This window comes from Streptomyces sp. NBC_01296, from assembly GCF_035984415.1.
Taxonomy (GTDB): domain Bacteria; phylum Actinomycetota; class Actinomycetes; order Streptomycetales; family Streptomycetaceae; genus Streptomyces.
In genome coordinates this window covers 1,706,475-1,728,921 of the sequence record NZ_CP130720.1, presented here as the reverse complement: position 1 = coordinate 1,728,921, position 22,447 = coordinate 1,706,475, and the positions used below count along the sequence as shown (strand labels likewise).

Sequence of the window (22,447 nt, the reverse complement as noted above, 5' to 3'; positions counted from 1 at the left end):
GGCGTTCGGATGACGGGCACGTTCATGGGCATGCCGGCGTTCCCGGAGGCGGCGCGCGAGGCCGTCGGGGACGGGGCGCTGCGCGCCAACCTCCGCCGCGCCACCCACACCATCCGCGACAAACGGGCCCGGGCCGTCGCCGAGCTGGCCGACTGGGACCGGCTGCGCGCGGCGGGCAAGGCCGTCAAGGACCACACGCTGCGCCACCTGGACCGCTACCTGCTCCGGCTGGAGGAGTCCGTGACGGCAGCGGGCGGCACCGTCCACTGGGCGGCCGACGCCGACGAGGCCAACCGGATCGTGACCGGGCTGGTGCTGGCCACGGGCCACCGGGAGGTGGTCAAGGTCAAGTCCATGGCCACCCAGGAGATCGGCCTCAACGAGGCCCTCGAGGCCGCCGGGATCGCCGCGTACGAGACGGACCTGGCCGAGCTCATCGTCCAGCTCGGCCACGACCGCCCCTCGCACATCCTGGTCCCGGCCATCCACCGCAACCGGGCCGAGATCCGGGACATCTTCGAGGCGGAGATGGGGAGTTGGGGCCTCCCGGCGCCGGACGGGCTCGGCGACGACCCGCGCGAGCTCGCCGAGGCGGCGCGCCTGCACCTGCGCGAGAAGTTCCTGCGCGCGAAGGTCGGGGTCTGCGGCGCCAACTTCATGGTCGCCGAGACGGGCACGATGGTCGTCTTCGAATCCGAGGGCAACGGCCGCATGTGCCTGACCCTGCCCGAGACCCTGATCTCGGTGGTGGGCATCGAGAAGGTCGTGCCGACCTTCCGGGACCTGGAGATCTTCCTCCAGACGCTGCCGCGCTCGTCCACGGCCGAGCGGATGAACCCGTACACGACGATGTGGACCGGGCTGGGCCCTTCGAGGGGGGCTGACGGCGACGGACCCTCCGCCTTCCACCTCGTCCTCCTCGACAACGGCCGCACCGACACCCTCGCCGACGCGGTGGGCCGCCAGGCCCTGCGCTGCATCCGCTGCTCCGCCTGCCTGAACGTCTGCCCGGTGTACGAGCGCGCCGGCGGCCACGCCTACGGCTCGGTCTACCCCGGCCCGATCGGCGCCATCCTCAGCCCCCAACTGCGGGGTACGGGCAGTGAGATCGACGCCTCGCTGCCCTACGCATCCACCCTGTGCGGGGCCTGCTACGAGGTCTGCCCGGTCGCGATCGACATCCCCGAGGTCCTCGTCCACCTGCGCGAACGGGTGGCCCAGGGCGGCCCGGTGACCCGCGAGGGCATCCGCGTCCGGATCCGCCCCGCGCACGGCCACACCGCCGAGCGGGCCGCGATGCGGGCCGCCCGGCTGCTCCTGGACCACCCGGGCGCGCTGCGCGCGGGGGAACGCCTCCTGGCCAGGGCCCGCAGACTGCGGCCCCGCCGCCTGCCGGGCCCCGGCCGGGCATGGACGGATACCCGGGACCTCCCGGAGCCCCCGCCGCAGCCGTTTCGCGACTGGTGGGCCCGCGAGCGGGGAGGCCGGGCATGAGCAGCAGGGACCGCATCCTGGGCCGGATCCGCCGGGCGGTGGCGGACGGCGCACCCGACCCCGCCATCCCGCGGGACTACCTCCCGGTCCACGGCACCCGCACCCCGGCCGAGACGGCGGACCTCCTCGCCGCCCACCTGTCCGAGTACCGCGCCAAGGTGCACCGCACGGACGAGGACGGGCTCGCGCCGCTCCTGATGCGCCTGCTGGCCGAGCGGGGCGCGCGGACGGTGCTCGTCCCGCCCGGCCTGCCCCCGAACTGGCTCGCGGGGGCCGACGCCACCCGCGTCCACGACCGCGCCGCCTCCACCCTGTACGAACTGGACGCGGTGGACAGCGTGGTGACCGGCTGCGCCCTCGCGATCGCCGAGACCGGCACGATCGTCCTCGACGGCGGCCCCGGGCAGGGCCGGCGCCGCATCACCCTGATCCCGGACCACCACATCTGCGTGGTCCGGGTTCCGGACCAGGTGGTGGACTCGGTCCCGCAGGCGCTGCCCCTGCTGGACCCGACGCGGCCGCTGACCTGGATCTCCGGCCCCTCCGCCACCAGCGACATCGAGCTCGACCGGGTGGAGGGCGTGCACGGCCCGCGCACCCTGGAGGTGGTCCTGCTGACCGGACCAGCAGAATGAGTGCCATGCCCGCATACATCGCGCTCACCGCCCTCGTCGTCCGCGACTACGACGAGGCCATCGACTTCTACACCCGCGCCCTCGGCTTCACCCTCGTCGAGGACACCGCACGCCCCGACGGCTCCCGCTGGGTCGTGGTCCGCCCCGACGGCGCCACCGAGGCGGCTCTGCTGCTGGCCCGCGCCAAGGACGAGGCCCAGCGCTCCCGGGTCGGGGACCAGACGGGCGGCCGGGTCGGCTTCTTCCTGTACACCGACGACTTCGCCCGGGACCACACCCGGATGACCGCGGAGGGCGTCCGCTTCCTGGAGGAGCCGCGCCACGAGGCGTACGGCTCGGTGGCCGTCTTCGAAGACCTCTACGGCAACCGCTGGGACCTCCTCGAGCCCGCGTAGCCCACTGCCGCGACCACCCGCATCGGCCGCCTCCGGGGCCTGGGCCGACGGTCGGCCGCCGCCCCCCGGCCCCCGGTCGGAGCCCTGGCGCGCGCCCGCTGCCCCGGTCGGCCGCATCGGCCGGCACCGGCCCGCCCGAGGTCAGGCGGGGTTCGGCTGATTTGGCCGGGAGGCGAGGCGCGGAGCCTCGGCCGCCGCGTCGACCACCGCCCCGGCCTCCACCCGCCCGGCCAACCCCCGGGCCCAGCGGACCAGCCCCGGCACATCGATCCCGTAGGGCTCCCGAGCCCCGGCGCTTCCGCCCGCCCCGTCCCCCGCCCCGTCCCCCGCCCCGTCCCCCGCGTCGGGCCCGGCCAGGGCGGTGGCCCCGCGGCGCAACAGGCGGGCGCCGCCGACGGCGTTCCCGCGGGCGGCGTGCGTGAGGCCGACCGCCAGCTGCGCGAGAGCCCGCCACAGCGCGGCCTCGGCCGGCGGGCCGGACTTCCAGGCGTCCTCGAACACCTCGTGCGCGTGGAACGGCATCCCCGCGTCCAGCAGCCGCTGCGCCTCGGCCAGTGTCTCGGCGGGCGTCCGCACGACCCCCTCGGGCTGCCGCTCCACCCCCGGCTCCCCGTAGGGCAGCGGTCGCCCCAGCCCGTCCCGGGGCCGCGCGCTCCGCGCCCGCCCCTCACCGTCCCGATCCCGTCCGTTCACGCGGCCATCCTCCCTCCCGCCGGAAACCCGTGCATGCGCACCCCTCTACGTGGGGTAATGTTCTGCATGTGCCGCAGGGACGGGGGAAACCCCAGATCAACAGCACAACGGGACGTGGCGCAGCTTGGTAGCGCACTTGACTGGGGGTCAAGGGGTCGCAGGTTCAAATCCTGTCGTCCCGACATAAAGTCGGATATGAGAACTTCTCACGATGGCCCGCACTTGGCCCTGCCAAGTGCGGGCCATCGTGTTGTGCGTGGCCTGATGCGACCGGTCCGGCCCGTTGTGCGCCGGGTAGTCGCCCGAACTCCCGCGGGGCGTGAAGCCGGTGCCGCCGCTACGTCGGCAGGGGGTCGGCGAGGTAGCGCTGGATGGTGGGGGCCAGGAGGTCGGTGACGGTATCGGCGGGGAGGGCGGCGATGTCGCCGACCTGCCAGATGTACCGGTTCATGGCCAGGCCGACCATCTGGGTGGCGATCAGGCTGGCCCGCAGGGTGCGTTCGGCGTCGGGCAGGCTGTGGGAGACGACGGCCAGGACGAGTTCGGAGAACAACTGCCGCAGGCGCTGCATGGCGGCGGGTTCCTGGGCGGCGGTGAGGATGACGGACCGCAGGATCTCGGCGGAGACCGGGTCTTCCCACAGGCGCAGATTGGCCTGCACGAACGCGCGCCCCCGCAGCGGCAGCGGTTGTTCGGCAGCGGCGGTCACGGCCGCGCCGAACGCCTCGGGCGGCTGCATGACCGCTTCCAGCAGCGTGGTCTTGGTGCGGAAGTAGTAGGTCACCAGACCGGGGTCCACGTCGGCCTCCTGGGCGACCGACCGGAGTGAGGTCGCGGCGTAGCCGCGGGTGGCGAAGGCTCTGCGGGCGGCGGCGACGATCCTGTCCGCCTGCTCTCCGCGTTCTCCCTTGGGGCCTCGCCCTGCCATGACCGATCACCTTCCGCAACGGGTCGGGACGCCTTGCCGTCCGCCGTAGTTTCAGCATACGTTGAAATTAGTTTCAGCGCGTGAGGAAATTGGGAGGCTGGCCATGCGTACGATCAAGGATGAGTGGATCACGGTGTCCGACGGTGTCCGCATCTGCGCCGATGTGTACCTGCCCGACGGGGACGGCCCGTTCCCGGCGCTGTACGCGGTGGCGCCGTACCAGAAGGACCTGCTCCACCTGCCGGCCGTGCCGATGTTCCGGTTCATCGAGACCGGCCCGATGGACTACTGGACCGGCCACGGCTACGCGGTCGTGATCGGCGACCAGCGCGGCACCGGGAGGTCCGAGGGGGAGTTCGAGCTGTTCGGGCCCGCCGAGCAGCGCGACTTCCACGACACCATCGAATGGATCGCCTCCCGGTCCTGGTCGACCGGGAAGATCTCGATGATCGGCGAGAGCGCGTACAGCCTGAACCAGTGGCTGGCCGCGGCGCAGCGCCCGCCGCACCTCACCTGTGCGCTGATCTACAACGGGTTCACGAACCTCTATCAGGACGCGGTCTACCACGGCGGGATCTACTCCATGGGGTTCCTCAACTCCTGGTCGACCGACCTGGTCCGCGCCGGCGCCGCGATCGGTGGTGGCGTCCCGCCCCGGCCCGGCGGCGTCACCGCCGACATCATCGGCATGACCCTCGACCGGCCCGTCGCCGACGACTGGTGGGAGCAGCGGGCGGTGAAGGTGGAGGACATCGACGTCCCGGTGCTCAACATCGCCTGGTGGTACAGCGTCGGCCTGCACCTGCGCGGTCAGCTCGACGGCCACGAGAGGCTCACGCGCTCCGACAAGCGCCTGCTCGTGCTCGCCGGCACCGACAGCCAAGAGCGCTACCACCGGACCGAGTTCCTCGACGCGTACGTCCGCCCCTGGTACGACCACTGGCTCAAGGGCGTCGACAACGGTGTCATGGACCAGCCGCCGGTCCGTATCCAGGTCGCCAACTCCGGGCGCGGGCCGCGGGAGGAAAGCGAATGGCCGCCCCGGCGGGCCGTGCCGACCAAATTCTACCTGCACCCCGAACCCGCACGCGCCGTCCGGTCACTGAACGACGGCAGCCTCACCACCACCCCGCCCACCCACCCGCCCACCCATCCGGCCGGGCAGCCGACCGCGTACGACTACCCCCACCCCGAGTGGACGGTGGGCACCACCGTCGTCGCCGACGGCATCCCGCAGCCCACCCGCGGCATCCTCACCTTCACCACCCCGCCCCTGGAACAGGACACCGAGGTCACCGGGAAGATCACCCTCGTGCTGTACGCGGAATCCGACCGGACCGACACCGACTTCCACGTCAAAATCTCCGAGCAGAAGGCCGTTCCGAGGCTCAAGGCGACCCTGATGCGCAAGGTCGCCAAGAATGTGCCGCCGCCCTCCGCGATGGTCACCCGCGGCTGGTTGAAGGCCTCCCACCGCACCCGTCCGCCCCAGCCGATCGAGCCGGGCGCCGTCGTCCGCTACGAGATCGAGGTCTGGCCGACCTCCTACCTGTTCCCCAAGGGCAGCCGCATCCGCCTGGAGATCGCCAACGGCGACTCCGCGGTCGCCGACGGCCTGTTCCACCACTACTACGGCCACCAGGTGGGCCGTGACGCCGTCCACCACGACGCCGACCACGCCTCGTACCTCGTCCTGCCCGTCATCAGCTGACCACAGCTCCCACCCGAGGAACCGCCATGACCAATCTCGCCACCCTGCTGACGGCCTCCGCATCGGCCCACGGGGACCGGATCGCAGTACGCCACGAGACCACCGCGCTGACCTACGCCCGACTGGACGACCTGAGCGCGCGGACCGCCGCGCTGCTGCAGACCCGCGGCGTCCGCCCGGGCGACCGGGTGGCCGTCATCATGCCCAACGTGCCGCACTTCCCCGTCGCCTACTACGGCATCCTCCGCGCGGGCGCCGTGGTCGTGCCGCTGAACCCGCTGCTCAAGGCCCGCGAGATCGCCTTCGCCCTGCGCGACTGCGGCGCCCGGACGGTGCTGACCTCGCCGATGTCGGCGGCCGAGGCCGCCGAGGCGGCCGCCGACACCGAAGCCGACTGCCTGGTCGTCGAGCCGGCCGGCTTCGACGCGCTGCTGGACGCCGCCGTACCGCTGCCCGGCGTCGCCGAGGCGAAGGACAGCGACCTCGCGGTGATCCTCTACACCTCAGGCACCACCGGCACGCCGAAGGGCGCCGAACTGACGCACCGCAACCTCCTCGGCAACGCCGCCACCGCCGTGCAGACGCTGTTCCATATTCGCCCCGACGACGTGCTCTTCGGCGGACTGCCGCTGTTCCATGCCTTCGGCCAGACCTGCGCCCTCAACACGGCCGTGGCCGCGGGGGCCACGCTGACCCTCCTCACCCGCTTCGATCCGGCGGCGGCGCTGGAGACCATCCGCAGGGACGCCGTCACCGTTCTGCTCGGCGTCCCGACGATGTACGCGGCGCTCCTGCACGCCGAGCTTCCCGAGGGCTTCGACGCCCCCCGCCTGCGCCTGGCCGTCGCCGGCGGCGCGTCGCTACCGGTCGAGGTGCTGCACGGCTTCGAGAGCCGCTTCGGCGTCGACGTGCTGGAGGGCTACGGCCTGTCCGAGACGTCTCCGGTGGCCACCTTCAACCCGCCGGACCGCCCGCGCAAGCCCGGTTCGATCGGCCTGCCCGTCCGCGGCGTCGAGCTGCGGCTGGTCAGGGAGGACGGGACGACGGCCGGGCCCGGCGAGGTCGCCGAGATCGCGATCCGCGGCGAGAACGTGATGGCCGGTTACCACAACAGGCCGAGTGCCACCGCGGAGGCGATCCGCGACGGCTGGTTCCACACCGGCGACCTCGCCCGGGTCGACGAGGACGGCTACCACTTCATCGTCGACCGGAAGAAGGACCTGATCATCCGCGGAGGCTACAACGTGTACCCGCGCGAGGTCGAGGAGGTCCTGTACGCGCACCCGGCGGTCGCCGAAGCCGCCGTCGTCGGCGTGCCGGACGCGGTGCTGGGGGAGGAGGTCGCCGCAGTGGTGGTCCTCAGGCCCGGGGCGCACACCACCGCCGAGGAGATCCGCGACCACGTGAAGGCGGAGGTGGCCGCCTACAAGTACCCGCGGGTCGTCAGGCTCGCCGATGCGCTCCCCAAGGGGCCGACCGGCAAGATCCTCAAGCGGGAGATCGCCGTCCCCCCGGACACCCCCTAGCCGCATGGCGAGGGGGCGATGAGCGACTCGGCCGCCAGTGGCGGGATTCGGCCGATCCTTGGGTGGCGGGTCGGGGGCCTCGGGCGGGGGGTGATCGGGGCGGGCGCGTGCGCGGACCGGGATGCCGCGGGCTGCTCGAGGCATGTCGCCTGAGCGACGGGGCTGCAGGTTTCGGCCAGATCGCGGAGCGTCAACCCGCTTGCTGCGTCCGGATCATGACCTGCTGTCAAGGGCCGTGCATATAGACGCTAAGATTCCGGGCCGTTGTCATATGATCATTCACTTTCGATCGTTTGAGGGTTCTGATGGTTCGCGTGGGATCGTCGCCCGGAAGTCCAGGGCCCACCTCACCCGTCGCATGGGCGCTGCCCGCCCTGCTGACCGCCGCCGCTGCGGCGATCGCCGTGGCGCAGGTGTCCGCACCTGCCCGCACCCCCGTCGCCTGGATCGGCGCCGTGGCCTTCGTGGCCGTGGCCCTCTCCTGCGGTGAGGCCGCCCGGCGCGGCAAAGCGGTGGCCGCGCTGCGGCTGACGGTCGCCGCGCACGAGGCTGCCCTGCACCGGCAGCAGGCCGAGACCGTACGGCTGGCGCAGGAGCTGCTGCCCGACGTCGTGGAGCGGCTGCGCAAGGGGGAGTTCCCCGAGGAGGTGCTCGCCTCCCTGGAGGAGCCCGAGACCCATGGGCCCGGCCTGACACCGGAGTTCAGGGCGGCGCACCAGGCCGTGCTGCGCTCGGTGCTCGACGCCGTCGTCGCCGAGGAGGACCTGCGCGACTCCGCGCAGCGCGCCTTCGTCAACATCGCCCGCCGCGTCCAGGCCATCGTGCACCAACAGGCCCAGGAACTGCGGGAGATGGAGGACCGCCACGGCCGCAGCCCGGACGTGTTCGGCGACCTGCTGCGGCTCGACCACGGCACGGCCCTCATCGGCCGTCTCGCCGACTCCATCGCCGTGCTCGGCGGGGCGCGGCCCGGCCGCCAGTGGAGCAAGGCCGTCCCGCTGTACAGCGTGCTGCGCGGTGCCATGTCGCGGATCATCGACTACCAGCGCGTCGAGCTCCACTCGGTCTCGCAGGTCGCCGTCATCGGACCGGCCGTCGAACCGCTCATCCACGCGCTCGCCGAGCTGCTGGACAACGCCACCCGCTACTCGCCGCCGCAGACCAAGGTCCATCTGACCGCCGTGGACGTGAACTCGGGCATCGCCGTCGAGATCGAGGACGGCGGCGTGAGCATGAGCGAGGAGGCCCGCAAGCGGGCCGAGCGCATGCTCCGCCAGGCGCAGCAGGGCATCGACCTCACCGACCTCGGGGAGACCCCGCGCCTGGGTCTCGCGGTGGTCGGCCGGCTGTCGCAGGCGTACGACTTCCAGGTCTCGCTGCGCTCGTCGGCGTACGGCGGCGTACGGGCCGTTCTGGTCATCCCGCAGCAGCTGATCACCACCGCGTCCGCCGCGACCGGCGTCGCCCACGGCATCGGCACCGCCTCGGGCCCCCGCGCCGCCCTCCCGCCGGCCGGCGCGGCGACGACCGGGGCCGCCACCGCAGGGGCCGGAGTCCCGGCCGCCCGCCCGGAGCCGCCCGCCCGCCCGGTCACCGGCCCCCGGATGCCCGCAGCCGCCGACGAGGTACCCGCCGTGACCGAGCGGACCCCGAACGGCCTGCCGCAGCGCCGCCGCAAGACCCGCGCCGTGGCGCCGGAGCCGATCGCCACCGGCGACCGGATCACGGCGGCGGCCGAGGCGGCCGCGGAGCGCGCCGGATACGGGTACGGAGCCGTGCCCGAGCCCGCGCCCGATCCCCAGCCCGAGGTACAGCCCGGGATGTGGCTGGCAGCCTTCCAGGGCGGCCTGTCCGGGGAGAGCCAGAGCGCCGCGAGTCAGAGCGCCGTGAGCCGGAGCGGCGCAGCAAGCCAGAACACAGACGCCTCGCCGGCCTCGGCGAGCAAGGGGGAACAGCCATGAGCCAGCAGCAGACCAATATGGACTGGATGCTCAAGGACCTGGCCGAGAGCGTTCCGCAGACCCGCCACGTCGTCGTCCTCTCCGCCGACGGCCTGCGCATGGCGCAGTACGGGGCGGAGACCGACACCGCGGACCGGCTCGCCGCCGCCTGCGCCGGACTGCAGAGCCTCGCCGGCGCCGTCGCCTCCGAACTCCCGGGCAGCAGCGGGCGGATGCGGCTCGTCGTCATCGAGATGGACGGCGGCTTCTTCTACCTGATGGCGGCCGGGGCCGGCGCCTTCCTCGCCGTACTGGCCGACGAAGGCGTCGACGCCGGCCTGATGGGCCAGCGCATGCGCGACCTCGTCGCCCGGATCGGAGAACACCTGAGCAGCCCGCCGCGCCGCGACGGGCAGCCGGCGTGAGCAACCCCGGCGGCGACTGGGAGGACGGCACTCCCGAGCGGCTCTACGTGATCACCGGCGGCCGCAGTGGCGGGTTAGTCCCCGCCCAGGTCGACCTCGTCACGCTGATCATCGCCAAGTCGGGGCCCAGGCCCGGGATGCAGCCGGAGCACGCGGCGATCATGCGGCTGTGCCAGTCGCCGCTCTCGGTGGCCGAGATCTCCGCGTATCTCGGCCTGCCGGTGAGCGTGGTCACCGTACTCCTCGGTGACCTGCTCGACGCCGGACACGTGCTCTCCCGCCCACCCGTCGCCCCCGCCAAACTCCCGGACCTGGCACTGATTGAGGCAGTCATCGATGGACTTCGAAAGCTCTGACCGGGCCACCGCGCCCCGGCGCGAGGACGCGCTGCCGGCCACGGCCGCAGCCGCAGTCAAGGTGGTGATCGTGGGCGGCTTCGGGGTCGGCAAGACGACCCTCGTCGGCTCGGTCAGCGAGATCCGGCCGCTCACCACCGAGGAGACGATGACCCAGGCCGGGGTCGGCGTCGACGACACGGCGGGGGTGGAACGCAAGACCTCCACCACCGTGGCGATGGACTTCGGCCGCATCAGCATCAACGAGGAGCTGGTGCTGTACCTCTTCGGCACGCCCGGCCAGGAGCGCTTCTGGTTCCTGTGGCGCGGCCTGTTCGAGGGCGCGCTCGGCGCGGTGGTCCTGGTCGACACCCGCAGGCTGGAGGTCAGCTTCGACGTGCTCGGCCGGCTGGAGGAGCGCGGTGTGCCGTTCGTGGTCGCCGTCAACTCCTTCCCCGACGCGCCCGAGCACCCTCTGGAGGACCTGCGCGCCGCGCTCGACCTGCCCCCGTCCGTACCGCTGGTCTTCTGTGACGCCCGGCGGCGCGACTCCAGCCGCGACGTCCTGATGACGCTGATGCGCTACCTGCACTCCCTCGCCGCGACCCCGGAGGCACTGTGAGCACCATCCCCACCCCCCAGCCGGGTCCGGCCGCCCCGCCGCCCGGCTGCCCGGCCCACCGGCTCTACGGCCCCGAGGCCGAGGCCGACCCCATGGGCCTGTACGAGAAGCTGCGCGCCGAGCACGGCGCGGTGGCTCCCGTCCTCGTCCAGGGTGACCTCCCGGCCTGGCTGGTGCTCGGCCACCGCGAGAACCTGGACGTGGCGCGCACCCCGTCCCGGTTCGCCCGGGACCCGCGCCACTGGCGGGACCAGCAGGAGGGAAACGTTCCCGCCGACCACCCCCTGACGCCGATGACCGCGTGGCAGCCTGCGTGCCACCTGGTCGAAGGCGTCGAGCACGAGCGGCTGCGCGGGGCGATCACCGAGTCGCTGGAGCGTTTCGACCGGCGCGGCATCCGGCGGTACGTCAAGCGCTTCGCCGACCTGCTGATCGACGCCTTCGCCCAGTCCGGAAAGGCAGACCTGGTCGAGGACTTCGCCGAGCCGCTGCCGATGCTGGTGATGACCCAGCTCGTCGGGGCGCCGGAGTCCTACGGACCCCGTCTCGTCGAGGCCGCCCGCGACATGATCCAGGGCACCGAGACGGCCGTCGCCAGCTTCGAGTTCGTCTCGGTCACCCTGCGCGAGCTCGTGGAACGCAAACGGGAGCTGCCCGGCAGGGACTTCACCACCTGGCTGGTGGAGCACCCCACGGGACTCAGCGACGACGAGGCCGTGGAGCACCTGCGGCTGGTGTTGATCGCGGCCTTCGAGACGACCGCCAACCTGATCGCGAACACCCTGCGCATGGTGCTCACCGACCGGCGCTTCCGCGCGAACCTGTCCGGCGGCCACATGACGCTCCCGGACGCGCTGGAGCAGGTCCTGTGGGACGAGCCCCCGTTCATGACCATGCTCGGGCGCTGGGCCACCGGCGACACGGAGCTGGCCGGAACGCCGATCAAGGCCGGGGACATGCTGCTGCTGGGGCTGGGGGCGGGCAACGTCGACCCCGAGATCCGGCCCGATCTGACGGAGCCCGTCCACGGAAACCGCTCCCACCTGGCCTTCAGCAGCGGCCCGCACGAGTGCCCCGGACAGGACATCGGCCGGGCCATCGCGGACACCGGCATCGACACCCTGCTGACCCGGCTGCCCGACCTGGAGCTGGCCGTTCCCGAGGACGAGCTCCAGTGGACGTCCTCGCTGCTCTCCCGTCACCTGGTGGCGCTCCCCGTACGGTTCACCCCGCGCGGCAGCACCGTCACCGGCTCCACGCCGGTACCCGCTGCGGGCCGGCCGGCCGCCGAGGCGCCCTGGACGACGCCGGCGGCCCCGCCGGCCGCCCCCGTTGCGGGGGAGCGGCGGGCGGGCCGGGGCTCCTGGTGGGCGCGCCTGCGCGGCCGCGGCTGACCTCAGCGTGACGAGTCGTCGAGCTGCTGCCACCACCAGGCGAGAGCCGGGACCGGCAGCGGCTCGACGCTCGGGTCGCTGGGCGTGCCGGTCCAGGTGATGCCGTACGAAGCCCCCTCGACGGGCAGCGCGTTGCGGTTGCGCGGACTGGCGTAGCGCGGCGCACGGTCGTGGTACTCGGTGTCCCCCGCGATCCAGTGCTCCAGCGCGACGAGGTACCGCCCGAGCTGCACGTCGGCGCCCTGCGCCAGCTGCTCGCGCAGCCGGACGAACAGCGTCACCGACCGGTCCCGCAGCGCGTACGCGGCGGGCAGCGCCTCGGCGGGCGTACAGCCGTCCTCCAGGGCAAGCACGTTGAGCAGGTTCTGCTCCAGCGGCTCGTGGTGGTCGTCCTTGTTGTACGAGAACAGGTCGTTGTCGCACGCGACGATGAACCCGGCGGCCTCGGTCAGGGCCTGGACGGGCGCCGAATACAGGACCTCGGCCGGTACTTCGATCCCGCTCGCCGCTTCGCACCAGGTCAGCAGGAACCGGGTCCCGCCGATCCAGCTCCGCGTCGCCGCGAAGTCGTTCAGGCTCGGCATGGTGCCCCGCTCGGCGTGGGCGGCCTGCGAGGCGGCACCGAGCACCCATTCCTGTATGCCCTCGGTGAAGCGGCGCAGCTGGAAGGGGGTGAGCATCACCCGGGTGCGGGCCGCCAGGTCCTCCAGTGCGGCGGTGTGCGGCCCCGGTGGCAGCAGGCCGGAGCCGGGCGATTCGAGCGCGCGGATGACGCGGGCACCCTGGTCGACGACGGATGCCGTGCGCCCCGCGCCGGTGCCGGAGTCCTGCCAGTCGTCGGCGGCGAAGGCCCAGTAACACCACTGGGCGAAGAGCAGCATCTGCTCCACGTCACCGTAGGGGACGATCCGGCTGACGAGGTCGGCGCTGCGCGAGGCCAGTCCCCAGGCGCGCTCGGTGGCGTCGGGGTACAGGCCGAAGGCATCGATCCAGGCGATGGAGCGCTCTTCGAGCTCGGCCGCCTTGGGGTGGATCAGGCCCCTCTCGAACGGCCAGTAGAACGGCGGCAGTTGCCAGCCGATCCGGGAGGGGCGGGCGTTGTCGCCGTACGCGGGTGCCATAGGTCAGCTGCCCCCGCCGAGACGGAACAGCAGCAGCCGGGTCTCCAGCGCGTGGTCGCGCCAGATGCGGAACAGCTTGCCGTGCGTGATGGCGGACTCGCGGAGCCGCTCGGGCGACCAGTGGGACGGGGCGCCGGGGCCCTCCACGCGGTCCAGCTCGGCGGTGTTCCAGGCCATGGACTGCACCCAGAACTCGGCGACGCGGTCGGTGACGTCCTCGTCCTGCTCCAGTTCAAAACCGGCCGCCTCGGCGGCGGCGAGGTACTCGGTGAGGGTGCCGAGGCGCGTCTTGTAGTAGCCGTCGATGAACTCGGTCCACTCGGGCCGGCAGATGAAGTGCTCCTGGATCCCGAACCAGCCGCCGGGTTTCAGGGATTCGGCCACGACCTGGAAGAGTCGCTCGCGGTCCATGTAGCCCGAGCTCTCGTTGGCGTACGCGGCGTCGTATTTCCGGTCGGCGGTGAAGGCGTGCACGTCGGCCAGGAGGGGGGTGACGCGGTCGCCGACGCCGGCCTGGCGGGCAAAGTCCTCGATCACGGGTATGTGATCGGCCGCGACGGTGAGCCCGGTGACCGTCGCTCCGTGCTCCTGGGCCCAGTAGAGCGACCCGCCGCCGACCCCGCAGCCGATGTCGAGGACGCTGCCGGGGGGATTGGAGTACGCCCCCCAACTGCGGGCCGCGTGCTCGACGATGGCCTCCTGGGACTCCACGACGCGGCGCTTGAGCACGCGTTGGGCGACCGTGGTGTTCGGTGTGGCACCCGGGACGAAGAGGCCCATGTGGAAGTGGACCCGGGGTCCCGGGCCGTACTTGTGGAGGATCTCCACGGTCTTGCGGCTGTAATAGAGCGGCACTTGGCTCTCATCGAAGTCCTGGCCACCAGCGGGGGTCTGGATGACAAGGTTGCTGTCCATCGGTTCTCCGGTCCTGCGGTCGCGTGGGGGTGTCAATCGGCCGCCCCACTCTGCCCATAAGTGATCGATAAAAGTCCTCGTTCACTTGGGTGATGAGCATAACCACAGCTGAAACGGCATCAATTCAGGCCATTTGATGTCACGTCAGATGAAGCCATTCGCGAATGGCCGGATATCGTCAGGCGTCGAGTGCGGAGATGATCTCGGCGGTCGTGCTGACCTTGCCGATGCGCGGGAAGATCCTGCCGAACGAATGGGCGTGGGACGCGGGGTCCGTGTCGGCGGTGGCGTCCTCGGCGAAGACCAGGCAATAGCTGTGCTCCCAGGCCGTGCGCGCGGTCGACTCGACGCCGACGCTGGTCGAGATGCCGGCCAGGACGATCCGGTGGATGCCGCGGCGGCGCAGCTGGAGGTCGAGCTCGGTCCCGGTGAAGGCGCCCCAGTGGCGCTTGGTCACGACGACGTCGCCGAGGGCGGCGAGCTCGGCCGGGATCTCCGAGAACGCGGCGGGCGGCGCGGCGGCCGGGCCCGGGCGGTCCACGTCGGTGGTCGGCAGGTCTCCACCGTCGGGCGACCAGGCGACCCTGACCAGTACCACCGGCAGCTTGTGGGCGCGGAACGCCTCGGCGAGGGCGACGCCGTTCGCGAGGATCTCGGCGGCGGGCCTGGTGGCGGGCAGCCCCAGGATGCCCTGCTGGAGGTCGATGAGGACCAGGGCGGTGCCGCCGTCGAGGGTCAGGCGGGTGCGGTCGGCTGCGGCGTTCATCGGGTCTCCTTCGGTGGATCCGGGTGTCACGGGTCCCGCCCATGAAACCCGGGTCGCGCCTGGTCGGCCTCCTGGTCCGTGCCGACCGGCGTGGCGGCCGCAGGGTGACCCCCGCTCCTAGAATGGGAACGTGAGTACGAACATAGGGGAGTCCCGGCCCGACCTGACCCCGGCGCTGACCGGGGCGGAGCTGACGCGCTGGTACTGGACGCTGGCCGAACTGTCCGTGCTCGCACGGGAGATGGGCCTGTCCGCCGGGGGCGGCAAGGTGGCGCTGACGGCCCGGCTGGCCGCCGCACTCGACGGACTCCGGCCACCGGAGCCGGTCCGGGCCCCGCACCGCGCAGAACGGCAGCTCACGGCCCCCGTCGACGGCGGCACCGTGATCCCGCAGGGCCAGCGGTGCAGCCAGGTGCTCCGGGAGTACTTCGTCCGGGAGATCGGGCCCGGATTCCACTTCGACGCCTACATGCGGGACTACGTCGCCCAGCACGCCGGACACACCCTCGCCGAGGCCGTCGCCCACTGGCACGGCACCCGCGCCCGGGCTGCCGAACCCCAGGAGGTCGCCGCCCAGTTCGAGTTCAACCGGTTCCTGCGCGACTGGCACGCCCGCCACCCGGAGGGCGCCCGGCAGCAGGCCCTGGCCGCCTGGCAGGCCCACCGAGCCCTCCCGAAGGACTGACCCCGGCCACCCGCCGCTCAGGGGCCCGGTGCGGGCTCCGGGGTGGCGGGCTCCGGCAGCCGCCGGGCCAGGGCCCAGGCCAGCAGGGGGAGAACGGCCAGGGGGAGCAGGGCCGTCCGCACGGAGGTGGCGTCCGCGACGGCGCCGATGAAGGGGCTCGCCACACCGCCCACGCTGACCGTCAGGCCGAGGGTGACCCCGCTCGCCGTGCCCATCCGGGCCGGAAGGTAGTCCTGGCCCAGCGTGACCTGGAGCGAGAACGGCACGTACAGAGCGGCGGCCGCCAGCGCTGCGCAGACGTACACCAGGGGCAGCGGAAGGAAGAGCACGCCCGCGATGGCCGGGGCGGCCGCCGCGTACGCCCGGTGGACGGTGGTGACCCGGCCCCATCGGGAGGCCAGCCGGCCGCCGAGCAGGGTGCCGGCCGCGCTGCCCGCGAACAGCGCGAACAGGGCCACCGCCCCGGCGGTTTCAGCGCCGCCGCGCTCCCGCACGTACAGGGCGATGAACGTGCTCAGCCCGATGAACGCGACGGACCGGACCACCACCACGAGGGAGAGCCGCAGGAACGCCCGGCGGTCCTCCGGTCCGGCTGCCGCGTCCGCGTCTGCCGCCGGCTGCACTGCCGCCGGTCCGGCCGTCCGGTCCGGCGCCCGCCGGGGGAGGTTCAGCACGACGCCGAGCGCCGCGGGCAGGGCCAGCAGCCCCCAGCCCGCCGGCCCGGGCACCGACAGGGCCCCGACGACGAGCAGCGGCGCGCACGCGAAGCCGATGTTGCCGCCGAGCGCGAACCAGCTCATCGCCGTGTGCCCGGGGCCGCCGGCGCTCGTGCGGACCAGCCGGGCGGCCGCCGGGTGGTAGGCGGCGACACCCAGCCCGGACAGGGCGACGGCGGCGACGGTGGCCGGATAGCCGGCGTCCGCGCCGACCAGGGCGATGCCCAGGCCGGCGGCGGCCGTGCCCAGCGGGATCAGCCACGGCATCGGCCGGCGGTCGGTCAGCGCCCCGAACAGCGGCTGGACCACGGAGGACAGCAGCGAGGCCGCCAGCACGATGCCCGACGCGGCGGCGTAGCCGTACGCGCGCTCGGAGACCAGGAAGGGGACCAGAGCGGCGACGGCGCCCTGGTAGACGTCCACGCAGGAATGGCCGGCCGCCCGGGCCGCCATGCGCCGGCGCCGTGCGGACGGAGCTGCGTCCGGTTCGGTGAGCTGCTCTGCAGCGGTCTTCGATGGGATCACCGGTCGAGGATCGCCCCTGTCTCAGGCGGCCCGCTTCCGATAAATTGCCGGGTGATGCAGAAAATCCGCCACACGCCCCGGGCCGCGACGAGCATCCGCGAGCTCGACACCAACGTCGGGATCGACCCGCACCGGCACGACGACCACCAGATCGCCTACGCCGGTTCCGGGGTGCTGTCCATCACCACCGACGCCGGCACATGGGTGGCGCCCACCACCCGGGCGCTGTGGATCCCGGCCGGGACGGTGCACGAGCACCGCGCGTACGGGCGTACCGACCTGCACTCCGTCGGCCTGCCGACGCACCTCAACCCGCTGTCCCTCGACACCCCCGCCGTGATCGCCGTCGGGCCGCTGCTGCGGGAGCTGATCCTGGCCTACACGCGGGCCCCCGAGGACGACAGCCCCGAGCGGCGCCGGATGCTCGGGGTACTGCTCGACCAGCTGCGGGCCTCCCCGCTGCAGCCGCTGCACCTGCCCGCGCCCGCCGACCCCCGGCTGGCGGCGGTGTGCGCCCTGCTGCACGCCGATCCGGCGGATTCCCGCGGGCTGGCCGCGCTGAGCGCGGCCGCCGGCGCAGGGGCGAGCGAGCGGACGCTGAGCCGCCTCTTCCGCTCCGAACTCGGCATGACCTTTCCGCAGTGGCGCACCCAGCTGCGGCTGCACCAGGCGCTGCGGCTGCTGGCCGTCGGCACCCCAGTCACCGCCGTCGCGCACCGCTGCGGCTGGTCCTCCGCGAGCGCTTTCATCGACGTCTTCCGCCGCGCCTTCGGCCACACCCCCGGGACCCATCCCGGCCGGCTGCCGTAAGCCGCGCACCCTCTACGGTCGTCCGTACCGCAGCTGGACCACGCCGTTGCCGAACGTGCGGGTGCCTTCGAGGTGCAGCGGTCCGGGGCCGGCGAACGGCGGGAACAGCGGTGTGCCGCGGCCGATGCGCACCGGGTGCACGCAGATCCGGTACGCGTCCACCAGGTCGTGGCGCAGGAACGTGGCGGCGAGGTCGGCCCCGCCCACGACCAGGTCGCCGCCCGGGGCCTCCTTGAGCGCGGCGACCTCCGCCGGTACGACGTCCCGCACGAGCGTGGAGTTCCAGCCGAGGTCGTCCTGGCGCAGCGTGCGCGAGTACACGTACTTCGGCATGTCCCGCCAGATGCCCGCGAACTCGGCCTCCTCCGCGGAGGCGGACGGATCGGCATCGGCGGTCGGCCAGTACGCCGTCATCAGCTCGTGCGTGACCCGGCCGGTGAGGAAGCCGCCCAGCGGGCGGATCTCGTCGTTCATGAACCGGTGCAGTTCGTGGTCGACCATGTGCCAGGAGATGTCCCGGTCCGGCCCCTCCATGAAGCCGTCCAGGGACATTCCCATCATCAGAATGATCTTTCGCATGCCGGACGACGCTACATACTGGCCGGTGTGAAGACCGAAGACGGCGCAGACGACACGGCCCTGTTCACCAGGGAGGGCCACACCGGGGTGATCACCCTCAACCGCCCCAGGGCGCTCAACGCCCTCACCCACCCCATGGCGCTACGGATCACCGAGGCGCTGGACGCCTGGGAGCAGGACCCCGCCGTCGCCCAGGTCCTCCTCCGCGGCGCCGGCGAGCGCGGGCTGTGCGCCGGCGGGGACATCCGGGCCATCCACGACGACGCGAAGGCCGGCGGGGACGCCTCCGAGGGCTTCTGGCGCGACGAGTACCGGCTGAACGCGCGGATCGCCCGCTACCCGAAGCCCTACGTGGCCCTCATGGACGGCATCGTGATGGGCGGCGGAGTCGGCCTCTCCGCCCACGGAGGCGTGCGCGTCGTCACCGAACGCTCCCGCATCGCCATGCCCGAGACCGGCATCGGCTTCGTCCCCGACGTGGGCGGTACACACCTCCTCGCCGCCGCCCCGGGGGAGCTCGGCACCCACCTGGCGCTGACCGGTGCCGCCGTGGGCGCGGCCGACGCGCTGCTGTGCGGACTCGCCGACCACTTCGTACCCGCCGCCCGGCTGCCGGAGCTGACCGCCGCGCTCGCCGGCGCACCGGCCGAGGAAGTGCTGCCGCGCCACACCGAACGGCCCGCGCCGGGCGAACTGGCCGAGCAGCGCGCCTGGATCGACCGCTGCTACGCCGCGGACACCGTCGAGGAGATCGTGGAGCGGCTGCTGGCCGAGGGCGATCCGGCTGCCAAGGAGACCGCCGAGACGATCCTGGCCAAGTCCCCGACCTCGCTCAAGGTCACCCTGGCCGCCCTCCGCCGGGCCCGCGGACTCGGCTCCCTGGAGCGGGTGCTGGAGCAGGAGTTCCGCGTCTCCTGCCACGCCCTGCGCGCGCCCGACCTGGTGGAGGGCATCCGGGCCCAGGTCGTCGACAAGGACCGCAGCCCCCGCTGGTCCCCGCCCGCGCTCGCCGATGTCTCGGGCGCGGACGTGGAGCGGTTCTTCGCCCCGCTCGGAGAGGCCCGCGAACTCCGGCTGCCCTGAAGGCCGCCAAAGTTGCCCCGGCCGGTCGTGCGGTCAGCGGTAGCCGGTCACATCGGCCGGGCGGCCCGGGTCCTGGACCTCGACCATGTACCGCCACGCGTCCGGCCGGCTGCCGTCGAGATCCGTGAACCCGTAGACCCGGGCCAGCTGCCCGCTGGAGAGCGACTGCCCGTTCCAGCGCGACACCTCCGGGTCCGCGGCGAGCGCCGCGACCGCCCGCCCGACGTACGACGGCGTCTCGGAGATGGCGAAATGCGGGACCTTCTCCAGCGCGTCCCGCCAATTCGCCTCGGTCACCCCGAAGTTGTCCAGCATCATCTCCGAGCGCAGCCAGCCCGGCGTCAGCGCCACCGCCGTCGCCCCGCGCGTCCCCAGCTCGTGCCCGAGCGCGAACGCCATCCGCAGGACCGCCGACTTGGCGAGGTCGTAGAAGAACGAGACACGGTAGTTGGTCGCGTTGTACTCGGCCGTGCCGTCCGTCATCTCCACCACCAGCCCGCCCGGCGCGCGCAGCAGCAGCGGCAGCGCGAAATGGCTGGTGACGGCATGGGTGTCCACGGCGAGCCGCAGCATCCGCAGCCCGTTGTCCAGATCGTGCTCCCACACCGTGCTGTCCCACTCGAAGAGCCGCTCGCCGCCCCAGACGTCGTTCACCAGCACGTCGAGGCGCCCCTGCTCGGCGTCGATCCGCCCGACCAGCGCCTGCACCTGTGCCGGCACCAGGTGGTCCGCGACCACGGCGACGCCCTGCCCGCCCGCCGCCGTGACCAGCTCCGCCGTCTCCTCGATGGTCTCCGGCCGGTCGTACTCCGACCGGCTGCCGCGCGTACTGCGGCCCGTCACGTACACCGTCGCGCCCTGCGCGCCCAGCTGGACCGCGATGCCCCGGCCCGCGCCCCGCGTGGCCCCGGCCACCAGGGCGACCTTGCCTTCGAGGGTCCGCCGTGCTTCCGCCATGGCCCGACCCTACGCGGCGAGGGCCGGCCGGGCACGCAAGCGCGGACGCGCGCCGCTGGCCGGATCGGCGGTCTTTCAGGCACCTCGTTCGGCGGGATACGACTGACCCGCCGGACCCCGTCCCGGACAAGGGAGACGCCCGACCGATGACCACAGCAGACATGACCAGCTTCGACGACGTCTACGTGCTCCCGGACCCCCGCGGGTACTTCACCGGCCTCGGGCCGTACGGGTATCAGACACCCGCCCACGCCCAGCCCGTGTTCCGCGCCCTGGCCGGCGAACTGGAGGCCGGGCGGGGGACGATGCTCGACCTGTGCTGCTCGTACGGGATCAACGCCGCGCTCGTGAACCACGACGTCACCCTGGACGAGCTGTACGCGCACTACACCTCGCCCGAGGCGGCCGGGCTGACCACCGCCGAACTGATCCGCCGCGACCGCGAGTTCTACGCCGCCCGGCGCCGCCCCGAGGCCGTACGGGCCATCGGCGTCGACGTCTCGCGCCCCGCCGTGGACTACGCGGTGGCCGCCGGACTGCTCGACGAGGGCTACTGCGTGAACCTGGAGACCGCCGAGCCGGGGGAGCAGCTGCGGCGCTCCGCAGCCGGCGTCGGTCTGATCACCATCACCGGTGGCACCAGCTTCCTCACCGAGCGCACCTTCGCCCGGCTGCTCACCGCCGTCGGCCGGCCGGTGCCGGTGGCCGCCTTCGTCCTGCGCACCCACGACTACCGGCCGATCGCCCGCTGCCTGGAGTCCTACGGGCTCACCGTGGAGCGCGCCGAGGGCACGAACCCCCAGCGGCGCTTCACGGATCACGGCGAGCAGCAGCGCGCGGTCGTCGCCGTCACCGCGCTGGGCGAGGACCCGGCCGGGAAGGAGTCGGCGGGCTGCTTCCACACCCGCCTGCACCTGGCCCGGCCGGTGTCCGCGCCGGTCAGAACCAGGTGAGGGTCAGCGCGAACGAGGTGCTCGCGCTCGCCCCGGCCGAGTCGGTGGCGGTGGCCGTCACCTGCACGGTGCCGCTCGCCCACGGCTTGCCGCTGATACGGCCGGTGCCCGCGTCGATGGTCAGGCCGAACGGCAGACCGGTGGCGGAGTACCGGATCGGCGGCCTGCCGCCGGCCGCGGTGAGCCGCACGGTGCAGGACTGGTTGAACTTGCAGCTCTGCGGGCCGGGGTCGGCGAGCTGCAGAGCACCGGCGGTCGCCGTGGGCGTCGGGGTCGGCGTGGGCGTAGGGGTCGGTGTGGGGGTCGGAGTGGGCGTGGGGCCGGTGGAGCCGCCGAACACCTCGCCGATCGGCTGCACGTTCGCCGCGTTCCCGGCGTGCGTCGCCGTGCCGAACAGGTCCTCGAAGGTGCGCAGCAGATGGTGGTGGCTGTAGGCGGTGGCGTACGTGCCGCTCTTGACGTTCGCCCCGGAGAACACGGTCGCGATCTGGTTGGAGCCGAGGTAGTTGTCCTCGTCCCACGTCAGCACCAGCAGGCTGTTGTTGGCCTTCGCCCACTGGGCATAGGCGTCGATGTTGTTCTTCGTCCAGGTGTCTCCCGTGGCGACCGAGCAGGAGTGCATGTCGTTGCACTGGTTCGGGACGACGAACGACAGGTTCGCCAGCGCCGAGAAGTTGTTCTGCGGGAACTGCGCCCAGGTCTTCCCGGTGTCGAGCGGCACGTTCTTGAACGCGAACCACGGGTTGTGCTTCTGCGCGTACTGGCCGTTCGTGCAGGCCGTGGACCCCTCGGCCGGCAGGTCCTCGTTGTACGTCGCGAACGTCTTCCCGGCCGCGATCAGCTCCTGGCCGAGGTTCGCGGCGGTCATCGACTGCGGGGTGTAGCAGCCGTCCCCGGTGATGCCCTGGGTGGCGCCGGAGAACAGGTTGAAGTAGTTCGGCTGGCTGGGGTGGGTCAGCGCCTTCATGCCGGTCAGGCTCGCGCCGCCGTTCGCCAGCTGGTTGATGTACGGGGCGTTCGCGCTGCCGATGATCTCGCCGTACTGCTTGTTCTCGTAGACGACGACCACCACGTGGTCGTACGTCGGCAGCCCCGCGGCGGCGGCCGCCGTCCGGGTCTCCTGAGCACTGCCGTCCGCCGCCTGCGAGTTGGCCACGGTGAAGGCGCCCAGCAGGCCGAGCGCGCCGGCTGCGGCCACGAGCGCGGACCTACGGGTCCGTCGTCTCGCGACGGCCTTGG

Annotated in this window: 23 protein-coding genes and 1 tRNA gene; 15 read left to right on the top strand and 9 right to left on the bottom strand. The window is 72.8% G+C overall.

From position 1 onward, the window contains the following. Positions 1 to 9: 9 nt before the first annotated feature. Genes OG299_RS08085 through OG299_RS08075 form a run of 3 tightly spaced genes read left to right on the top strand, consistent with a single transcriptional unit; the run spans position 10 to position 2,524 of the window. Positions 10 to 1,494 (top strand): lactate utilization protein B, encoded by a 1,485-nt coding sequence (locus OG299_RS08085; protein WP_327361057.1) that lies wholly within the window; start codon positions 10 to 12, stop codon positions 1,492 to 1,494. Next, positions 1,491 to 2,129 (top strand): LutC/YkgG family protein, encoded by a 639-nt coding sequence (locus OG299_RS08080; RefSeq protein WP_266635153.1) that lies wholly within the window; start codon positions 1,491 to 1,493, stop codon positions 2,127 to 2,129. The genes OG299_RS08085 and OG299_RS08080 overlap by 4 nt, the downstream gene beginning before the upstream one ends. Positions 2,130 to 2,134: 5 nt before the next feature. After that, on the top strand, positions 2,135 to 2,524 hold the full coding sequence (locus OG299_RS08075; protein ID WP_266635155.1) for a VOC family protein: 390 nt from the start codon (positions 2,135 to 2,137) through the stop codon (positions 2,522 to 2,524). 141 nt (positions 2,525 to 2,665) lie between these two features. Here OG299_RS08075 and OG299_RS08070 read toward each other — a convergent pair whose 3' ends face one another. After that, positions 2,666 to 3,217: a DUF309 domain-containing protein gene (locus tag OG299_RS08070; protein WP_327361056.1), complete on the bottom strand. Its 552-nt coding sequence runs from the start codon at positions 3,215 to 3,217 to the stop codon at positions 2,666 to 2,668. Positions 3,218 to 3,325: 108 nt separating this feature from the next. Here OG299_RS08070 and OG299_RS08065 point away from each other — a divergent pair. After that, positions 3,326 to 3,399: transfer RNA gene (locus OG299_RS08065), tRNA-Pro, on the top strand. Between the two features lie 155 nt (positions 3,400 to 3,554). Here the strand turns inward: OG299_RS08065 and OG299_RS08060 are convergent. Further along, entirely contained in the window at positions 3,555 to 4,145 is a 591-nt protein-coding gene (locus OG299_RS08060; RefSeq protein ID WP_327361055.1) for a TetR/AcrR family transcriptional regulator, read from the bottom strand. A gap of 103 nt (positions 4,146 to 4,248) precedes the next feature. Here OG299_RS08060 and OG299_RS08055 point away from each other — a divergent pair, with 103 nt between their 5' ends. From OG299_RS08055 to OG299_RS08025, 7 genes are all read left to right on the top strand, one after another. Then, a complete protein-coding gene (locus OG299_RS08055; protein WP_327361054.1) occupies positions 4,249 to 5,856 on the top strand; it encodes a CocE/NonD family hydrolase in 1,608 nt (535 codons plus the stop codon). A 26-nt stretch (positions 5,857 to 5,882) separates the two neighbouring features. Then, positions 5,883 to 7,382: a long-chain-fatty-acid--CoA ligase gene (locus OG299_RS08050; protein WP_327361053.1), complete on the top strand. Its 1,500-nt coding sequence runs from the start codon at positions 5,883 to 5,885 to the stop codon at positions 7,380 to 7,382. Between the two features lie 305 nt (positions 7,383 to 7,687). After that, positions 7,688 to 9,343, top strand: coding sequence for a sensor histidine kinase (locus OG299_RS08045; protein ID WP_266635232.1), 1,656 nt, complete (start codon positions 7,688 to 7,690; stop codon positions 9,341 to 9,343). Next, positions 9,340 to 9,747, top strand: coding sequence for a roadblock/LC7 domain-containing protein (locus OG299_RS08040; RefSeq protein ID WP_053790034.1), 408 nt, complete (start codon positions 9,340 to 9,342; stop codon positions 9,745 to 9,747). Before OG299_RS08045 ends, OG299_RS08040 begins: the two co-directional genes overlap by 4 nt. Further along, entirely contained in the window at positions 9,744 to 10,103 is a 360-nt protein-coding gene (locus tag OG299_RS08035) for a DUF742 domain-containing protein (protein WP_266635233.1), read from the top strand. Before OG299_RS08040 ends, OG299_RS08035 begins: the two co-directional genes overlap by 4 nt. Continuing rightward, entirely contained in the window at positions 10,084 to 10,704 is a 621-nt protein-coding gene (locus OG299_RS08030; protein ID WP_266635234.1) for a GTP-binding protein, read from the top strand. The genes OG299_RS08035 and OG299_RS08030 overlap by 20 nt, the downstream gene beginning before the upstream one ends. Positions 10,705 to 10,709: 5 nt before the next feature. Next, positions 10,710 to 12,098 (top strand): cytochrome P450, encoded by a 1,389-nt coding sequence (locus OG299_RS08025; RefSeq protein WP_327364480.1) that lies wholly within the window; start codon positions 10,710 to 10,712, stop codon positions 12,096 to 12,098. Between the two features lie 2 nt (positions 12,099 to 12,100). On the opposite strand, the gene OG299_RS08020 is transcribed toward OG299_RS08025, so the two are convergent. From OG299_RS08020 to OG299_RS08010, 3 genes are all read right to left on the bottom strand, one after another. Further along, the gene (locus OG299_RS08020; RefSeq protein ID WP_327361052.1) at positions 12,101 to 13,219 is read right to left on the bottom strand and encodes a terpene synthase family protein; all 1,119 of its coding nucleotides are present in this window, start codon (positions 13,217 to 13,219) and stop codon (positions 12,101 to 12,103) included. A 3-nt stretch (positions 13,220 to 13,222) separates the two neighbouring features. Next, positions 13,223 to 14,134: an SAM-dependent methyltransferase gene (locus tag OG299_RS08015; protein ID WP_327361051.1), complete on the bottom strand. Its 912-nt coding sequence runs from the start codon at positions 14,132 to 14,134 to the stop codon at positions 13,223 to 13,225. 178 nt (positions 14,135 to 14,312) lie between these two features. Then, on the bottom strand, positions 14,313 to 14,900 hold the full coding sequence (locus OG299_RS08010) for a hydrolase (protein WP_327361050.1): 588 nt from the start codon (positions 14,898 to 14,900) through the stop codon (positions 14,313 to 14,315). 130 nt (positions 14,901 to 15,030) lie between these two features. Between OG299_RS08010 and OG299_RS08005 the strand changes: the two genes are divergently transcribed. Next, positions 15,031 to 15,585 (top strand): DUF6434 domain-containing protein, encoded by a 555-nt coding sequence (locus OG299_RS08005; RefSeq protein ID WP_327361049.1) that lies wholly within the window; start codon positions 15,031 to 15,033, stop codon positions 15,583 to 15,585. A 17-nt stretch (positions 15,586 to 15,602) separates the two neighbouring features. Here the strand turns inward: OG299_RS08005 and OG299_RS08000 are convergent, their stop codons facing one another. Continuing rightward, complete coding sequence (locus tag OG299_RS08000) at positions 15,603 to 16,754, bottom strand: MFS transporter (protein ID WP_327364479.1); 1,152 nt, start codon at positions 16,752 to 16,754, stop codon at positions 15,603 to 15,605. 126 nt (positions 16,755 to 16,880) lie between these two features. Between OG299_RS08000 and OG299_RS07995 the strand changes: the two genes are divergently transcribed. Beyond that, positions 16,881 to 17,636: an AraC family transcriptional regulator gene (locus tag OG299_RS07995; RefSeq protein ID WP_266635239.1), complete on the top strand. Its 756-nt coding sequence runs from the start codon at positions 16,881 to 16,883 to the stop codon at positions 17,634 to 17,636. 12 nt (positions 17,637 to 17,648) lie between these two features. Here the strand turns inward: OG299_RS07995 and OG299_RS07990 are convergent, their stop codons facing one another. Further along, entirely contained in the window at positions 17,649 to 18,215 is a 567-nt protein-coding gene (locus OG299_RS07990) for a dihydrofolate reductase family protein (protein WP_266635240.1), read from the bottom strand. A gap of 27 nt (positions 18,216 to 18,242) precedes the next feature. On the opposite strand from OG299_RS07990, the gene OG299_RS07985 reads away from it, so the two are divergent. Beyond that, positions 18,243 to 19,298 (top strand): enoyl-CoA hydratase/isomerase family protein, encoded by a 1,056-nt coding sequence (locus OG299_RS07985; RefSeq protein WP_327361048.1) that lies wholly within the window; start codon positions 18,243 to 18,245, stop codon positions 19,296 to 19,298. A 33-nt stretch (positions 19,299 to 19,331) separates the two neighbouring features. Here the strand turns inward: OG299_RS07985 and OG299_RS07980 are convergent, their stop codons facing one another. Further along, complete coding sequence (locus tag OG299_RS07980; protein ID WP_266635242.1) at positions 19,332 to 20,255, bottom strand: SDR family oxidoreductase; 924 nt, start codon at positions 20,253 to 20,255, stop codon at positions 19,332 to 19,334. A 146-nt stretch (positions 20,256 to 20,401) separates the two neighbouring features. Between OG299_RS07980 and OG299_RS07975 the strand changes: the two genes are divergently transcribed. Further along, a complete protein-coding gene (locus OG299_RS07975) occupies positions 20,402 to 21,208 on the top strand; it encodes a hypothetical protein (protein ID WP_266635243.1) in 807 nt (268 codons plus the stop codon). Here the strand turns inward: OG299_RS07975 and OG299_RS07970 are convergent. Then, complete coding sequence (locus OG299_RS07970; protein ID WP_327361047.1) at positions 21,195 to 22,406, bottom strand: alkaline phosphatase family protein; 1,212 nt, start codon at positions 22,404 to 22,406, stop codon at positions 21,195 to 21,197. The genes OG299_RS07975 and OG299_RS07970 overlap by 14 nt on opposite strands. Positions 22,407 to 22,447 lie beyond the last annotated feature (41 nt).

Coding starts and splice junctions, on each gene's coding strand:
- OG299_RS07995 (WP_266635239.1), top strand. CDS start 16,881: ATGCAGAAAATCCGCCACACGCCCCGGGCCGCGACGAGCATCCGCGAG.
- OG299_RS08040 (WP_053790034.1), top strand. CDS start 9,340: ATGAGCCAGCAGCAGACCAATATGGACTGGATGCTCAAGGACCTGGCC.
- OG299_RS08010 (WP_327361050.1), bottom strand. CDS start 14,900: ATGAACGCCGCAGCCGACCGCACCCGCCTGACCCTCGACGGCGGCACC.
- OG299_RS08015 (WP_327361051.1), bottom strand. CDS start 14,134: ATGGACAGCAACCTTGTCATCCAGACCCCCGCTGGTGGCCAGGACTTC.
- OG299_RS08050 (WP_327361053.1), top strand. CDS start 5,883: ATGACCAATCTCGCCACCCTGCTGACGGCCTCCGCATCGGCCCACGGG.
- OG299_RS07975 (WP_266635243.1), top strand. CDS start 20,402: ATGACCACAGCAGACATGACCAGCTTCGACGACGTCTACGTGCTCCCG.
- OG299_RS08060 (WP_327361055.1), bottom strand. CDS start 4,145: ATGGCAGGGCGAGGCCCCAAGGGAGAACGCGGAGAGCAGGCGGACAGG.
- OG299_RS08030 (WP_266635234.1), top strand. CDS start 10,084: ATGGACTTCGAAAGCTCTGACCGGGCCACCGCGCCCCGGCGCGAGGAC.
- OG299_RS08075 (WP_266635155.1), top strand. CDS start 2,135: ATGCCCGCATACATCGCGCTCACCGCCCTCGTCGTCCGCGACTACGAC.
- OG299_RS08055 (WP_327361054.1), top strand. CDS start 4,249: ATGCGTACGATCAAGGATGAGTGGATCACGGTGTCCGACGGTGTCCGC.
- OG299_RS07990 (WP_266635240.1), bottom strand. CDS start 18,215: ATGCGAAAGATCATTCTGATGATGGGAATGTCCCTGGACGGCTTCATG.
- OG299_RS08020 (WP_327361052.1), bottom strand. CDS start 13,219: ATGGCACCCGCGTACGGCGACAACGCCCGCCCCTCCCGGATCGGCTGG.
- OG299_RS07980 (WP_266635242.1), bottom strand. CDS start 20,255: ATGGCGGAAGCACGGCGGACCCTCGAAGGCAAGGTCGCCCTGGTGGCC.
- OG299_RS08000 (WP_327364479.1), bottom strand. CDS start 16,754: ATGGCGGCCCGGGCGGCCGGCCATTCCTGCGTGGACGTCTACCAGGGC.
- OG299_RS08085 (WP_327361057.1), top strand. CDS start 10: ATGACGGGCACGTTCATGGGCATGCCGGCGTTCCCGGAGGCGGCGCGC.
- OG299_RS08080 (WP_266635153.1), top strand. CDS start 1,491: ATGAGCAGCAGGGACCGCATCCTGGGCCGGATCCGCCGGGCGGTGGCG.
- OG299_RS08045 (WP_266635232.1), top strand. CDS start 7,688: ATGGTTCGCGTGGGATCGTCGCCCGGAAGTCCAGGGCCCACCTCACCC.